This is a genomic window from Bacillus sp. MM09(2025), from assembly GCF_050496725.1.
GTDB classification, from domain to species: Bacteria; Bacillota; Bacilli; order Bacillales; family Bacillaceae; genus Bacillus; species Bacillus pumilus.
In genome coordinates this window covers 2,057,098-2,071,073 of the sequence record NZ_JBNWEN010000004.1, presented here as the reverse complement: position 1 = coordinate 2,071,073, position 13,976 = coordinate 2,057,098, and the positions used below count along the sequence as shown (strand labels likewise).

At 41.8% G+C, this 13,976-nt stretch carries 10 protein-coding genes; 5 read left to right on the top strand and 5 right to left on the bottom strand.

Annotated elements, in window-relative coordinates; translation table 11 throughout:
- Positions 1–31 precede the first annotated feature (31 nt).
- Positions 32–940, bottom strand: coding sequence for a diacylglycerol kinase (locus ACQYAC_RS16645; RefSeq protein WP_058015492.1), 909 nt, complete (start codon positions 938–940; stop codon positions 32–34).
- Positions 941–1,121: 181 nt separating this feature from the next.
- On the opposite strand from ACQYAC_RS16645, the gene ACQYAC_RS16640 reads away from it, so the two are divergent.
- Positions 1,122–2,075 (top strand): nucleoside hydrolase, encoded by a 954-nt coding sequence (locus tag ACQYAC_RS16640; RefSeq protein WP_061407040.1) that lies wholly within the window; start codon positions 1,122–1,124, stop codon positions 2,073–2,075.
- Positions 2,076–2,106: 31 nt separating this feature from the next.
- On the opposite strand, the gene ACQYAC_RS16635 is transcribed toward ACQYAC_RS16640, so the two are convergent.
- Positions 2,107–5,331 (bottom strand): efflux RND transporter permease subunit, encoded by a 3,225-nt coding sequence (locus tag ACQYAC_RS16635; RefSeq protein WP_429943724.1) that lies wholly within the window; start codon positions 5,329–5,331, stop codon positions 2,107–2,109.
- Between the two features lie 131 nt (positions 5,332–5,462).
- On the opposite strand from ACQYAC_RS16635, the gene ACQYAC_RS16630 reads away from it, so the two are divergent.
- Positions 5,463–6,308 carry a TetR/AcrR family transcriptional regulator gene (locus ACQYAC_RS16630; protein ID WP_058015495.1) on the top strand — a complete coding sequence of 282 codons (846 nt, stop codon included), beginning with the start codon at positions 5,463–5,465 and terminating at the stop codon, positions 6,306–6,308.
- Between the two features lie 182 nt (positions 6,309–6,490).
- On the opposite strand, the gene gatB is transcribed toward ACQYAC_RS16630, so the two are convergent.
- From gatB to gatC, 3 genes are read right to left on the bottom strand one after another with little or no spacing between them, the layout of a single operon-like run.
- A complete protein-coding gene (gene gatB / locus ACQYAC_RS16625; RefSeq protein ID WP_061407034.1) occupies positions 6,491–7,921 on the bottom strand; it encodes an Asp-tRNA(Asn)/Glu-tRNA(Gln) amidotransferase subunit GatB in 1,431 nt (476 codons plus the stop codon).
- Positions 7,922–7,934: 13 nt separating this feature from the next.
- Positions 7,935–9,392 carry an Asp-tRNA(Asn)/Glu-tRNA(Gln) amidotransferase subunit GatA gene (gene gatA, locus ACQYAC_RS16620; protein ID WP_050945742.1) on the bottom strand — a complete coding sequence of 486 codons (1,458 nt, stop codon included), beginning with the start codon at positions 9,390–9,392 and terminating at the stop codon, positions 7,935–7,937.
- 14 nt (positions 9,393–9,406) lie between these two features.
- The gene (gene gatC / locus ACQYAC_RS16615; RefSeq protein ID WP_003213898.1) at positions 9,407–9,697 is read right to left on the bottom strand and encodes an Asp-tRNA(Asn)/Glu-tRNA(Gln) amidotransferase subunit GatC; all 291 of its coding nucleotides are present in this window, start codon (positions 9,695–9,697) and stop codon (positions 9,407–9,409) included.
- Positions 9,698–10,095: 398 nt separating this feature from the next.
- Here gatC and putP point away from each other — a divergent pair, with 398 nt between their 5' ends.
- From putP to ACQYAC_RS16600, 3 genes are all read left to right on the top strand, one after another.
- Positions 10,096–11,577, top strand: coding sequence for a sodium/proline symporter PutP (putP, locus tag ACQYAC_RS16610; protein ID WP_169057283.1), 1,482 nt, complete (start codon positions 10,096–10,098; stop codon positions 11,575–11,577).
- 163 nt (positions 11,578–11,740) lie between these two features.
- The gene (locus tag ACQYAC_RS16605) at positions 11,741–12,433 is read left to right on the top strand and encodes an MgtC/SapB family protein (RefSeq protein WP_050945740.1); all 693 of its coding nucleotides are present in this window, start codon (positions 11,741–11,743) and stop codon (positions 12,431–12,433) included.
- 113 nt (positions 12,434–12,546) lie between these two features.
- Entirely contained in the window at positions 12,547–13,953 is a 1,407-nt protein-coding gene (locus tag ACQYAC_RS16600) for an alkaline phosphatase (protein ID WP_429943723.1), read from the top strand.
- Positions 13,954–13,976: the final 23 nt, after the last annotated feature.

The window sequence follows — 13,976 nt, the reverse complement described above, 5'->3', positions numbered from 1 at the left end:
ACTTGGCGCCATAAGGAACCAAGTTCAATCTCTACCCTATTTTTTCAGCTGTTGCTTTTGGCACAATAAATTCTATATGACGATACAGGTTTTCAAATTCACCTGGCAGCATGCCGCCGAATTCGCCATCTAAATTTAATTGCATTTTATCTTTTACATCTACCTTCACGCGATTCGCTTTTGCGTAGATGACATTGTTATCATGAATATGCTCGCCTCGAAGTGCAAGGCTGACTACTCGAATGGCTTCTGCTAAATTGACCTTCTTTAAAATAATCAGGTCAAACATTCCATCATCTAAAATGGAATCTGGCGCTAGCTTTTCAAAGCCGCCTACTGAATTTGTGAGTGAAACAAGAAACAACATGATTTCTCCATGAAACAACTTACCGTCATATTCAATTTCGACTTCTGTCGGGCGGATCGAAGGAAGCATCTCCATGCCTTTTAAATAATACGCAAGCTGTCCAAGCATTGTCTTCAGCTTACTAGGCACTTCATAAGTGAGCTCTGTTAACCGGCCGCCTCCTGCAATATTAATAAAATAATGGCCATTGACTTTACCGATATCAAGCGGCTTCGCTACACCTTCTATAATAGCATCTGTTGCTTTTAAAACACCTTCTCGTGGAATTCCAAGTGCTCTTGCGAAGTCATTTGTTGTTCCAACGGGAATAATTCCTAGTTTTGGTCTTTTTTCAAGCGGGGCTAGTCCGTTGACAACTTCATTGATCGTGCCGTCTCCACCTGCTGCTACAATTAAATCAAAGTCTCGCTGTGCGGCATTCTCAGCTGCTTGTGTCGCATCTCCTGCACATGTCGTTGCATGACAAGATGTTTCATAGCCAGCTTGTTCAAATTTTTGCAAAACCTGCGGCAAATTCTTCTTGAAGAGTTCACGCCCAGATGTCGGATTGTATATAATTCGAGCACGTTTCATTCATCATCATCCTATATTCATTATGCAATCTATTTTCACCACTAACAACCTTTAATTATACTATGAGATTTGAAAATGGCAACAGAACAACCACCTAATATTAGAAATCTCCTACCACATTTCCCTCAGCAAGAAAGCATTCTGATAAGATAAAAGAAAACGCTGTAAAGGATGGTTTGCGATGAAAAAGCCTGTCTATTTTAATCATGATGGCGGTGTTGATGATCTCGTCTCATTATTTCTTCTCCTTCAAATGGAACACCTGAAAGTGATCGGGACGTCTGTCATACCTGCTGATTGTTATTTAGAGCCAGCTCTCAGTGCATCTCAAAAAATCATTGATCGATTTAGCCCTTATGAAATTGAAGTCGCTGCTTCAAATTCTAGAGGCGTCAATCCTTTTCCGAAAGAGTGGCGCATGCATGCTTTTTATGTAGACGCCTTACCTCTTTTAAACGAGAAAGGCACTGTTGATACAAACGTGTCCAAGCTTCCAGCACACCTTCATTTAATCGAAACCGTTAAAAAGGCAGCAGAACCTGTCACGCTGCTCTTTACAGGCCCGCTCACAGACCTTGCTCGCGCTTTAGAAGAGGATCCTTCCATCTCTAATAAAATTGAAAAATTGGTATGGATGGGCGGTACGTTTCTTGAAAAGGGAAATGTGGAGGAACCCGAGCATGATGGGACAGCAGAATGGAATGCATTTTGGGACCCTTATGCTGTCAGCACCGTCTTCAAGGAACGCTTTCCTATTGAGATGGTCGCACTTGAAAGCACGAATCAAGTGCCGCTTACACTTGATGTGCGTCAGCGCTGGGCTTCCCTTCGTTCTCACATTGGAATTGATTTTATTGGGCAGTGCTATGCCTTTTGTCCACCACTCATTCATCATGAAACGAATTCGACGTATTACTTATGGGACGTACTCACCACGATGACGCTTGCTTCTTCATCATTTACCCATTCAAAAGAAGTGAACGCAATCGTTTATACCGACACGCCAAAGCAAGGACGTACCGAAGAACATTCAGATGGAAAGTCAATACAAGTCATTGACCATGTCGATCGTGATGCCTTTTTCCACGCATTTGAAGAGCTCATGAGAAAAGCTGTTTGTCAGATTTCAACATAAAAAAAGCCCCGCTTATTAGCGGGGCTTCCTCTTATTCTTCTTCAGCGTACTTTTTCTTACGTCTGAATTTGCTTAAAATTTCATACACGATTGGTACGATGACCAATGTGAGAAGTGTAGAACTTGTTAAACCGCCAATGACGGTGACGCCAAGTCCTTTTGATACGATCTGGCTTCCGCCTTCAAATCCTAATGCGAGTGGCAGCAGTGCACCAATCGTTGCAAGTGCCGTCATTAAAATTGGACGTAATCTTATTGTTCCTGCTTCAAGTAAAGCATCTCTTGTTGAAAGACCTTCTTTTTCTTTATGAATCACTCGGTCAATTAAGACGATCGCATTTGTCACAACAATTCCGATCAGCATGAGCAGTCCAATCATGGCGTTTAAGCTAATGGTTTCTTTTGCTAAAAACAATCCAACGAGCGCGCCAATAATTGTAAATGGAAGTGAGAATAGAATCGCAAATGGTGCAAGACCTCCGCCAAATGTGATGACGAGAACGAGGTACACAATGGCAATCGCTGCAAGCATTGCGAGACCAAGCTGTGTAAAGGATTCCTCAATATCCGCACTTACGCCGCCTGTGTCAATCGTTACGCCAGATTTCACATCAAGCTTGTCGACTTTCTTCTGAACATCCTGCGTTACACTTGAGACGTTGTCTGTTGTCATGTCACCAGACACTTCTGCGTAGATTTTCCCATCACGTTTTGTCACTGTATTTGCTGTCGTACCGTCTTTTACTTTTACGACATCACCAATTCGAACTTCTTGTCCTGTAGGTGTTGTGATTTTTTTATTTTCTACATCTTTTATGCTCTTATATTCGTCTTTTTCGGTTTGAAGCTTCACATCAAGTTCTTTGCCGTCTTCTGTGACTTTCGTTAGTGTTGTTTCACTATTTTGAGGGGCAATCGCTTGAGCGATTTGTGAAGCAGTTAGACCTAGCTTCGCCAGTTTTTCTTGATCTGCATTAAACGTATATTCGTCGTATTTCTCAGATAAGCTTGTGCTGACATTTTTTAAGTTTTTCTCATCTTTTAAGATGTTCTCGACATCTTTTACTGTGCCTTCAATATCGCTTACTTTGTCGCCGTAGACATAGTACGTTACGGTATTGCTTGCGCCAGCAGACGAGAAGTCTTGTGATTTCCATTCCCCTTTAGACGTTTTGTCTTGCAGGGCTTTCGTCACTTTATCTTTTTCTTTATCAAAGTTTGGCGTGTCATCGTCATATTGTACGAAGAATAACGCACCGTTAGAGTTGCCCCCTACACTTGCTGTCATAGGATTTGAAGAACCTAGTGAATATTGAACAGTATTGACATGATCACGCTTGATCAAATATTCTTCTGCTTTTTTCGTTTCATCAATTGCTTGTTCTCTCGTTTGTCCCGGCTCAGGTGTATATGTCACCATCGCCGTCTTTTCTACTTCCTGTGGTAAGAAGCTGACACCGACAAGTGGTGCTAAGAATAAGCTTCCGACAAGCATAAGAATCGCAATTCCTGATGTAATCCATTTATGGTTCAGTGTCCAATTGAGTACACGTCTATAACCGCCGGCAAGCTTACTTGGTTTATGCTCTTTTACTTTTTTCGCTGTGCCATACAGGTTCTTTTTAAATAGACTGTGTGCCATCATTGGAACAATCGTAATAGCGACAAGCAGTGACGCCATTAAAGCAAAGACAATGGTTAATGCAAATGGGATGAATAGTTCACCAATCATTCCGCCCACTAGTGCTAACGGTAAGAATACTGCAATAGTCACAATCGTCGAAGACATAATCGGGATAAACATTTCTTTTGTGGCTTCTCTGACGAGTGTCTTGCCTTTTAACGGTTCATCCTTTAACGCCATTCGTCGATAGATATTTTCTATGACCACAATCGAGTCATCGACCACACGCCCAATGGCGACGGTCATGGCACCAAGTGTCATGATATTTAATGTGATATCCAGCTGATTTAATAATAAAACAGCAATCAACAGGGATAACGGAATGGAGATGACCGAAATTAATGTTGATTTGATATCTCGAAGGAACAACATAATGATAATGATCGCAAAGATTGCTCCGATGATCGCCTTGTTCAGCATTGTGCTGACAGATTCTTTAATCGGCTCTGCTTGATCATATGTCGTACTGACTTTGATTCCTTTATTGTCTTTTTTGAATTTCTCAAGCTCTTTCGTCACTTCTTCTGCCACACTCACAGTGTTGGCATCAGAACCTTTGACAATTTGCAGACCGATGCTGTCTTTTCCATTCGTTCTAGAAATCGATTCTGCATCTTTTACTACTTTAATATCCGCAATTTCAGAAAGCTTGATCGTTGGCAGTTCTACAGATTGACTGCTTGCTGCACCTCCACCAGTTTGCTGCTGAGCTGCTGCCTGTTGCTGACTTGCATTTCCAGCCTGCTGCTCCGCACCTTGCGCACCTGGGTTTTCAGCGCCGCTAGATGGTGCTCCAGCTCCAGCGCTTCCCGCACCGCCGCTTGCACTTGGTGTGACAGGGATTCGCATGTTTTTCAAATCTTTGACGCTTAAAATATTGCCGTCCACGACAACTGATTTTTGCTTGTTACCAAACGTGTATAGACCTAATGGTACATTGACATCAGAGCCTTTGATCATGTTTTGAACGGTTTCTTCATCTAAACCGTATTCTTTCAATTTCTTTTGTTTAAAAGAAAATTCTACTTCTTTGATTTGCTGTCCTGAAGCTTCGACAGAAGAGACACCGTCTAATCCTTCAATGGAAGGAACAAGGTCGTCTTCTACTTTCTGTGTAAGGTCTTCTAATGATTCTTTATCACCAGAGACACTGATCGCTAAGATTGGAATTGCGTTAATGCTAAAGCGTGCGATTTTTGGTTTTTCTGCATTTTCCGGAAAATTGATATTGCTAATCGCATCTTCAATTTCCTTCTTTGCTTCATCCATGTCTTTCTTGTAGTCGTACTCGATTTGAATAGATGAGGCATTTTCAAATGAATTGGATGTGACAACATTGACTCCGTTGAGGTTTTGAATAGACTTCTCAATCGGGTCGGTCACCTTATCTGATACTTCGTCCGGCGTTGCGCCAGGATACGTTGTAGAAACCGTAATGACTGGAGTGTTGATATTCGGGATTGATTCTTGTTTCATATTCAATCCGGCATATAGACCAGCAACTGTTACGATAATCGTCATGAGCCATACAGCGAACTTATTCTTTAATACAAAATTGATGATCGAATTCATTATGTCCTCCATTTTCCTTTATGTATTGACTGACTGGTCATTCTATATCATAATAAACGGTGATATACAATGCCGTCAACCATTTCACTTGCGTTTGACGTAACATTCTAAAGCTGAAGGGGCCTTATTTCATGAACGAAAAAAAAGAAAAAATCATTAAAGCCAGCATCCAGTTGTTTGCGAAAAAGGGTTTTTCTTCTACGACCATTCAGGAAATTGCAGATGAGTGCGGAATATCAAAAGGCGCATTTTATTTACATTTCAAATCAAAAGAACAGCTTTTCAATCGCGCCTTTGAATATTATATCGACACGTCCATGCAAAGTATTGAAACGATTCGAAAAGAGAATCAGCATCTCGCGCCGAGAGAGATCTTCCAGAAGCAAATCGCTGAACAGTTTCAGCATTTTGCTGAGAACAAGGATTTTATCATTTTGATCCTCAGCGAGAACATTATTCCAGAAAACCAGCAAATTAAAAAGTATTCAAAAACTGTGAAAAAGCAAATGAATGAGGAAATCCAAATTTCCATCTTGACCACTTATGGACAGGAGATCGAACCATATATAACTGACCTGTCAGTCATGATTCAAGGAATCATCCAATCGTATGTGCAGGTGCTGCTTTTACAAGATCAGCTGCAATTATCATTTGATGAGCTCTCTTCCTTTATACTCGAACGGTTTGATGATTTGGTTCAAGGCATGCTTCGTTCTCAGACGAAGCCGATCTTAAAGCCAACCATTTGGGACGATGAAGCGCCGAGTGCTGCTTCCCTTCAAGAGGAGCTTCGTTTGTTAAAGCTTGAGCATTTACTTTCTGATGATACCCTTGTATCCATTGAAGTCATTGAGGAAGAACTGGCGAAAGCTGAGCCTCGTAAGCCAGTCATTCAAGGGATGCTGACGAATTTAGAAAAGTGTGAGGACCCTGCTGTCATAAGAGTAGTCGAACAATTGAAGCTGTTTCTTTCATAACTTTACGCGCTGTTTTTCCGATTCGTTCACCTTTATCCCCCTTCGAATGTGCACTTTCGCTTACGCTTCATTATAAGAAAAGAATCCCCGAATTGATATACGGCGGTGGTCTGAATCTATGATAAGACCCTGTCAGTTCAAATAAAAAAACCGCCTCTTCTCATGAGGCGGTTTTTTGCTATTTAGCGTTTTTTGATTTCTTCTAGGAGAATCTTGTTGACCATCGGCGGGTTTGCTTGTCCCTTCGATGCTTTCATGATTTGTCCGACTAAGAAACCAATCGCGCGGTCTTTTCCATTTTTAAAGTCTTCGATGGATTGCGGGTTGTTATCAAGTGCTTCTGTGACAAGTTTGAGCAGGGCACCTTCGTCAGAAATTTGGACAAGTCCTTTTTCTTTGACGATTGTTTCTGCGTCTCCCCCATTTTCAATCAGCTCTTTGAATACCTTTTTGGCAATCTTAGAAGAAATCGTTCCTTTTTCGATGAGCTTAATCATGCCAGCCAGGCCTTGCGGCGTTAGCTTTGTATCTTCCAGCTCTTTTTGAGCTGAGTTTAAGTAGGCAGATACTTCACCCATCAGCCAGTTTGAAGCTTGCTTCGCTTCTGCACCTTCTGAAATGGTTGCTTCAAAGAAATCAGACATTTCTTTTGTCAGCGTCAGCACCATCGCATCATATGCAGGAAGCCCTAGATCATCGATGTAGCGTTTGCGGCGCTCATCTGGAAGCTCTGGGATCGATGCTCTTACGCGTTCTTTCCACTCGTCATCAATGTACAACTCCACTAAATCTGGTTCTGGGAAGTAGCGGTAATCGTCAGAACCCTCTTTGACACGCATGAGGATCGTCTTTTTAGACGCTTCATCATAGCGGCGAGTTTCTTGTTCGATCAAGCCGCCAGAAAGCAATACTTGCTCTTGGCGTTTCTCTTCGAATTCAAGACCTTTTTGGACGAAAGCAAATGAGTTCAAGTTCTTGAGCTCTGTTTTCGTTCCAAACTCTTCACGGCCGATTGGACGAAGTGAAATGTTGGCATCACAGCGAAGTGAGCCTTCTTCCATCTTACAGTCAGATACGCCTGTATATTGAATAATGGATTTTAGTTTTTCTAAGTAAGCATACGCTTCTTCTGGTGTGCGAATGTCTGGCTCAGATACGATTTCAACAAGCGGTGTGCCTTGACGGTTGAAATCGACAAGTGAATATCCGTCGCCTGTATGCGTCAGTTTACCTGCATCCTCTTCCAAATGGAGACGCGTAATACCGATTCGTTTCGTTTTGCCTTCTACTTCAATTTCAATCCAGCCGTTTTCACCGATCGGTTTATCAAATTGAGAAATTTGATACGCCTTTGGGTTATCAGGATAGAAGTAGTTTTTACGGTCAAATTTTGTATCTGTTGCGATCTCGCAGTTTAGCGCCATTGCTGCTTTCATTGCAAAGTTCACCGCTTCTTTGTTCAATACAGGCAGTACACCAGGATATCCAAGGTCGATGACACTTGTTTGCGTGTTGGCAGCTGCACCAAAAGGTGTCGGCGAACTGGAGAAAATTTTTGATTGTGTTTTTAGCTCAACGTGGACTTCAAGTCCAATTACCGTTTCAAAGTTCATTCTGATTCACCCCTTACAGTTCAGGTTTTGCTTTATGATGATCTGTTGCTTGCTCGAAAGCGTGAGCCACGCGGTAAACCGTTCCTTCATCAAAGTGCTTGCCAATGATTTGCAGTCCTAACGGAAGACCGTTTGCAAATCCACAAGGCACACTGATTCCTGGAACGCCTGCAAGGTTCACAGGGATCGTTAAAATATCGTTCGCATACATCGTCAGTGGATCGCTTGTCTTTTCACCAATCTTAAATGCAGGAGTTGGTGTTGTTGGTCCTACAATGACATCATACTTTTCAAAAACATCTTCGAAGTCTTTTTTGATCAATGTACGGACTTTTTGCGCCTTTTTATAGTATGCATCATAATATCCTGAGCTAAGAGCGAATGTGCCAAGCATGATGCGGCGTTTCACTTCGTTTCCAAAGCCTTCAGAACGAGTATTTTTATATAAGTCAATCAGGTTGTCGGCATTATCTGTACGGTAGCCATAACGGATGCCGTCAAAACGCGCAAGGTTTGCAGATGCTTCTGAAGAAGACAGTAAGTAGTAAGTCGCAAGCGCATATTTAGAATGCGGAAGAGACACTTCTTCCCATGTTGCACCAAGTCCTTCTAATACTTTTAATGCTTGAAGAACAGACTCTTTTGCTTCCTCGCCAACACCTTCTCCAAGGTATTCTTTTGGCACAGCAATTTTCATGCCTTTGATGTCTCCAGTTAATGAAGAAAGAAAATCTGGGACGTCGACATTTGCACTCGTTGCGTCCATTTGATCGACCCCAGCAATCGCTTGAAGAACATATGCGTTGTCCTCTACGTTACGCGTTATCGGTCCGATTTGATCTAATGAAGAAGCAAATGCGATTAAGCCGTATCTAGATACACGGCCATACGTCGGCTTCAGACCCACAACGCCGCAGAATGATGCCGGCTGGCGAATCGAACCGCCCGTATCTGATCCAAGTGAAAATGGTACTTCACCTGCTGCAACAGAAGCTGCTGAGCCACCACTTGATCCACCTGGAACAGTGTTTAAATTCCAAGGGTTTTTCGTTGCTTTGTAGCCTGAGTTCTCTGTAGAAGATCCCATTGCAAATTCGTCCATATTTAATTTACCGATTGTAACTGCTTCCGCATCTCTTAGACGATTGACAACCGTTGCATCATAAATAGGATCAAAGTTTTGCAGGATTTTACTAGATGCTGTTGTACGTAAATCCTTTGTGACGATGTTATCTTTCACACCGATTGGCATACCGAACAATAGACCAAGCTCGTCCTTTTCACCAACTGCCTCGTCCAATTCCTTTGCATACGCACGAGCTTTCTCTTCGTCCAGTGCAAGGAATGCTTGTACTTTCCCGTCTACTTCATTGATTCGTTTATAAGACTCGTCCACTAAATCAGAAACAGACAGTTCCTTTTTATGTAAAAGCTCTTTTAATTCAGAAATTTTGTGATCAAACAGTGACATGCCTCAGGCCTCCTTTAGTCCAAAATTGATGGCACACGAATATAGCCGTCTTTATGATCAGGCGCGTTTTTGATAACTGCCTCAATGGAAAGACCTTTATTCGGAACATCTTCTCTCATGACGTTTTTCATTTTTAATACGTGTGTTGTTGGTTCAACGTTTTCCGTATCTACCTCGTTTAACTGCTCTGCAAATGAAATGATGCTATCAAGCTGTTCAGTAAACATCTCAGCTTCTTCTTCTGTAATTGCAAGCCGTGCCAAATGCGCCACGTGCTTTACTTCTTCTATTGAAATTCTAGACATGCAGGTTCACCTCCAAAAATGATACGTGTTCGTGGTCATGATCATAAGTCATATACACTTTATCATATCAAATTTTACTGTTCTAAAGCAACTTTACGCAGGCTTGAGATGGTAGCCATTCACCCCAAACTAGAAAGTATGAAAATAATTTGTATCAGAGGTTGAATATTTATCAGAAAATTTTTTCTTTTAAATGTTTTTGGTAACGCTTACATATAGATTCTCATCAATCATTTACGCTTTTTTTTATGTAAGAAAGAGGTTTAAGAAGGTTGATCAGCAGGGAATACTCTGTTAGGTTAAGTAACCATAGCAGTGAGCAGACAAACGAATTGGATGTTCTTGTATATTTTGAATGAGGTGATGTCAAATTAATACGAAAAAGGTGATATGGAAACATGAGTATTGAAATTGGAATTTCTCTATCTATTTATTTTATTGGAATGCTGGCCATTGGCTGGTATGCATTTAGAAAAACAAATGACTTGAATGATTATATGTTGGGCGGACGCGGGCTGGGTCCTTACGTGACAGCTCTATCTGCTGGTGCTTCAGATATGAGCGGCTGGATGCTCATGGGACTTCCAGGCGCGATGTATACAACAGGGCTTTCGTCAGGATGGCTTGCTGTTGGTTTGATTAGCGGGGCTTACTTGAATTATCTATTTTTAGCTCCTCGCTTACGATCGTATACTGAGGTTGCTGATGATGCGATCACCATTCCAGACTTTTTTGACAAACGATTTAGAGATTCTTCTACTTTATTAAAAGCTGTCTCGGCTGTCATTATTATGATTTTCTTTACACTGTACACCTCATCAGGTATGGTATCTGGCGGTCGTTTATTCGAATCTGCGTTTGGTGCCAATTATATGTTTGGTTTAATTTTAACCTCTAGTATCGTGATCTTATACACTTTATTCGGCGGCTTTTTGGCAGTTAGCTTAACTGATTTTGTTCAAGGAGCCATTATGTTTTTAGCATTAGTGCTCGTGCCGATCGTTGCCTTTACTCAATTAGGTGGCCCAATTGCCACGTATCAAGATATCCAACAAATTGATCCAAAATTGCTTGATATATTCAGAGGAACGAGCGTCATTGGCATTATTTCCTTCTTAGCATGGGGGCTTGGTTACTTTGGACAGCCGCACATTATTGTTCGATTCATGGCCATTACGACTGTAAAAGATTTAAAACCAGCACGTCGTATCGGTATGAGCTGGATGATTGTGTCTGTTATTGGTTCACTGTCTGTTGGATTAGTCGGTGTCGCTTATGTACATGAGACTAGTACCACTTTAGCAGACCCAGAAACCATTTTTATTGTGTTTTCTAAGGTGTTATTCCATCCGTATATTACTGGATTTTTACTCTCTGCTATTTTAGCTGCGATTATGAGTTCGATTTCTTCACAGCTGCTTGTGACTGCAAGTGCAATGACAGAGGATTTATACCGGACTTTCTTTAGAAGAAAAGCGTCAGACAAAGAACTAGTGATGATTGGACGTATGTCTGTATTGGTCGTTGCCATTGTCGCGCTTTGTCTTTCACTTAATCCAAGTGATACCATTCTTGACCTTGTTGGTTATGCTTGGGCAGGTTTTGGATCTTCATTTGGTCCAGTCATCCTTCTATGCCTATATTGGAAGCGAATGAACCATCACGGTGCACTAGCAGGAATGGTTGTTGGGGCAGTTGTAGTCTTAACATGGATTTCAACCGGCTTGAATAATACAACTGGCTTGTACGAAATGGTTCCAGGATTTATTTTAAGTGGTTTGACTGCCATCATTGTCAGCCTCTTGACCAATAAACCATCTAAAGCTTCTAAAAAGCTGTTTACCAAAATGGAAAATCATCTTGAAGAAGAATCAAAATAAAGAACATGAGGGGTCATCTGCCTTAAGCGGATGACTCTCTTTTTTAAATAAAATGCTTTTCTTTCTCCCATTTCTGAATAAAATAGAAGTTGTGCAGCCATATGGGCTGTGAGAAGATCATATACATGATGTGAAACGTACATGAAGTGAAGGAGCGATACGCATGTTTTGGACGATTGAATGGGATACAGTCTTAAAGTTAGCCGTGGCCACCTTAATCGGTTTGATTATTGGGCTCGAACGAGAGCTGAAGAAAAAGCCGCTCGGCTTAAAAACGTGTATTGTCATTGCTGTCAGCTCCTGCGTGTTAACCATCATCAGCATTGATGCAGCCTACAATTTCCCTCGAGTCTCTAGGCTTCAAATGGACCCACTCAGGTTACCGGCGCAAATTATTTCTGGTGTTGGTTTTATTGGAGCAGGTGTGATTCTGCGAAAAAGCAATGATGTCATCTCAGGTCTTACGACTTCTGCGATGATCTGGGGAGCAGCAGGACTTGGGGTTGCAACAGGTGCAGGATTTTATAAAGAAGCCTTCCTCAGTCTTTTCTTTATTCTGGTTAGTGTCGAATTTCTACCGTGGCTCTTCCAGCGGATCGGACCGATTCGCTTACAGGAAAAAGAAATACGCATCAGAATGTCTCTTTCTGATCGAAACCGTATGACGGATATTTTAAAAGAAATGAAAGCCCTCAATATTCGCATTCATTCTGTTCGTATTGATGATTTAACAGAAAAGAACTATCCGATTATGGAAGTACGTGTACGCGTGCATAAAGATCGCTATACAACTGATGTGTATTTTGATATTAAAGATCTAGAAGGCGTCGTTGGCGTCAAGTGTGATACGGTATAAAAGGTGATGAGGCAAAAGTCTCATCACCTTTTTTTATGGGAAAAGGGGTTGAACCATCGCCTTCATTCAAATAAAATACAAATTATGAAATAAATGATAAAAGGGGATTTTTCATGGGCTCTATGGATCGTAAAAAACGTATTTATCTTATGAGTGGAATTCTAGCAGTACTCGTATTCGCTGCTTTATTGACCTCACATTATGTCACTCCCGTATCAACAAATGCAGCAGACAAGAAACAAACGAAGACACCAAAAAATATTATTTTTATCGTTGGCGATGGAATGGGGATGCCCGTGATCAAAGCCTACCGCACATTCAAGCAAGAAAAGCTTGGTTCTCCAAAAGCACAAACCGTCTGGGACCCGCATTTAGTCGGGATGCAGACCACACACCCAGATGATCCTCGAGATAATATTACCGACTCAGCTGCCGCAGCCACGGCCATGGCGACTGGAAAAAAGACATACAATGATGCCATCGCCGTCAACCAAGATAAAGAACCTCTTAGAAGTGTCGTTGAAGCAGCAAAGGAAGCACAAATGAAAACAGCCTTTGTTGTCTCATCTGACATCACCGATGCGACACCTGCCGCTTTTGGCACACATAACGTCTCCCGAAAAAACAAAGAACAAATTGCAGACCACTTTTTTGATGAGAAAATAAACGGAGAGCACAAAGTTGATATCCTTCTAGGTGGCGGAATGCAATATTTTGACCGAAAAGACCGTGATCTTGTGAAAGAATTTAAAAAGAGCGGGTATTCCATTCTAAGGTCAAAAGATGATTTAACTTCCCAATCATCTTCGAAAATGCTCGGCTTATTCCAAGAGGACGAGCTGGATCGAGCCATCGATCGTCCAAAGCATGTGCCTACTTTAAAAGACATGACACTGGCAGCATTGACCCAATTAAATCAAGACAATTCGCATGGGTTTTTCATGCTGCTTGAAGGCAGTACCATTGATTCTGCTGGACATGAAAATGATGTGGTCGGTGCCATGAGTGAGATGGAGGATTTTGAGAAAGCAGTTCAAACGGCTCTTCAATTCGCTAAAAAGGATCAAGAAACCCTCGTCGTCATCACAGCAGATCATGCGACTGGCGGCTTTTCGTTTGGTGCAGACGGCATGACAAGTGAAACCGGCTATAAATGGGACCCAGCCCCCATTCTAGCTGCTAAGAAAACACCAGTGTATATGGCAAAGAAAATCGCAGACGGACAATCAGTACGTGATGTTCTTCACACCAATATAGATTTCTCACTCACAAAAGAGGAAATCTCACAGGTGGAGAATGCGGCACAATCAGGGAAAGCCAGTACGATTCAACTCAGCATTCAACACATCTTTGATCAGCGTTCTTTCTCAGGCTGGACAACCTTTGCTCATACAGGTGAGGATGTCCCTGTCTATGCATATGGACCTGGGAAAGCAGCATTTCAAGGCTGGATCGATAATACAAAGCAAGGAAAGAATCTGTTTCACATCATTGAATCACCGTCCACCTATCGCCCATAAAAAAACAATCCCCGCCTTATCAC

Coding starts and splice junctions, on each gene's coding strand:
- gatA (WP_050945742.1), bottom strand. CDS start 9,392: ATGTCACTGTTTGATCACAAAATTTCTGAATTAAAAGAGCTTTTACAT.
- ACQYAC_RS16600 (WP_429943723.1), top strand. CDS start 12,547: ATGGGCTCTATGGATCGTAAAAAACGTATTTATCTTATGAGTGGAATT.
- ACQYAC_RS16605 (WP_050945740.1), top strand. CDS start 11,741: ATGTTTTGGACGATTGAATGGGATACAGTCTTAAAGTTAGCCGTGGCC.
- gatC (WP_003213898.1), bottom strand. CDS start 9,697: ATGTCTAGAATTTCAATAGAAGAAGTAAAGCACGTGGCGCATTTGGCA.
- ACQYAC_RS16635 (WP_429943724.1), bottom strand. CDS start 5,331: ATGAATTCGATCATCAATTTTGTATTAAAGAATAAGTTCGCTGTATGG.
- ACQYAC_RS16645 (WP_058015492.1), bottom strand. CDS start 940: ATGAAACGTGCTCGAATTATATACAATCCGACATCTGGGCGTGAACTC.
- gatB (WP_061407034.1), bottom strand. CDS start 7,921: ATGAACTTTGAAACGGTAATTGGACTTGAAGTCCACGTTGAGCTAAAA.
- ACQYAC_RS16630 (WP_058015495.1), top strand. CDS start 5,463: ATGAACGAAAAAAAAGAAAAAATCATTAAAGCCAGCATCCAGTTGTTT.
- putP (WP_169057283.1), top strand. CDS start 10,096: ATGAGTATTGAAATTGGAATTTCTCTATCTATTTATTTTATTGGAATG.
- ACQYAC_RS16640 (WP_061407040.1), top strand. CDS start 1,122: ATGAAAAAGCCTGTCTATTTTAATCATGATGGCGGTGTTGATGATCTC.